Consider the following 1,016-nt stretch of genomic DNA (forward strand, 5'->3'; position numbering starts at 1 on the left):
GCAATATTTACTTAATAACTGTAATTGAGATTGGAGAATTTTTAACCATATAAGTAGCATGCGAACCAAAATATCCTTTAATTCCATGCATTGATCGCGATCCAATGATTAAGATATCTGCAGATGTTGCTGGCAAAATCGTCTTAGTAATTTCCTCGGCCGGATCACCTTCTCCACTGTACAGCTGAATGTTTTTTACACCGCTATTTTCTGCATATTGTTTGTACTTTTCCAAATTAAGTGACAATTGACTTTGTTTCTGCCTCAAGTACTCAGGGTCTAACGCTTCATAAACATTCAGCTCTTCAATTTCTAAAATTGAGGCAATCAGTAATGCGGCTCCAGTTTTACTCGCTTGCTTTACAGCATATTGAAAGGCTTTTTGAGCTCCTTCTGATTCATCTACCCCAACTAAAATATTTTTAAATTCATCAAATCCTTCCATAGTGCTTCTTACCTTTCATTAATTAATTGATTATATTTTTTATTTCCTTTATACAGTTCAATAATTGTTCACGCTAACAGTAGTAATACTGCGACGATAATGACATAGGCAATAGAATCAGCTAGTACAAGTTGGCTTGATGTCACCTTTTCACCAAAAAAACCTTCAATTTGGCCGGGCAATCCAATCAAATTTAAATATGTCAATCCAATTACTGAACCCCATCCTATTATCCGAATAACTATCGAATTTTTAAACCGGCTTCCCATTTCCACCTCACTATTGGTCATCATTAATAATGGTACCATCGAAAATGGTAACGCAAAAGCTAAGAAGACTTGTGAATTATTCATTAGTGTATTTAACGCTGTGTGCTCCCGAATCGTTCCTTGCCTGCTTGTAATAATTACACAGATTAACACTGGGATAACTGAAATCAAACGCGTAATTAAGCGTCTTAGCCAAATTGGCATTCTCATATGAATGAATCCCTCCATAATTACTTGTCCAGTTAAAGTTCCGGTAATCGTTGAATTTTGTCCAGAAGCTAGTAACGCGACTGCGAATAATG

At 35.9% G+C, this 1,016-nt stretch carries 2 protein-coding genes; both read right to left on the reverse strand.

Annotation, left to right across the window (positions count from 1 at the left end; all coding sequences use genetic code 11):
* Positions 1-7 precede the first annotated feature (7 nt).
* Positions 8-445 carry a universal stress protein gene (locus ABZY20_RS37530; RefSeq protein WP_047687110.1) on the reverse strand — a complete coding sequence of 146 codons (438 nt, stop codon included), beginning with the start codon at positions 443-445 and terminating at the stop codon, positions 8-10.
* 68 nt (positions 446-513) lie between these two features.
* The coding region (locus tag ABZY20_RS37535) for a divalent metal cation transporter (protein ID WP_356448062.1) at positions 514-1,016 on the reverse strand (503 nt) is incomplete at its 5' end.

Origin of the sequence: Streptomyces sp. NPDC006624, assembly GCF_040611555.1 — a bacterium.
Taxonomy (GTDB): domain Bacteria; phylum Actinomycetota; class Actinomycetes; order Streptomycetales; family Streptomycetaceae; genus Streptomyces.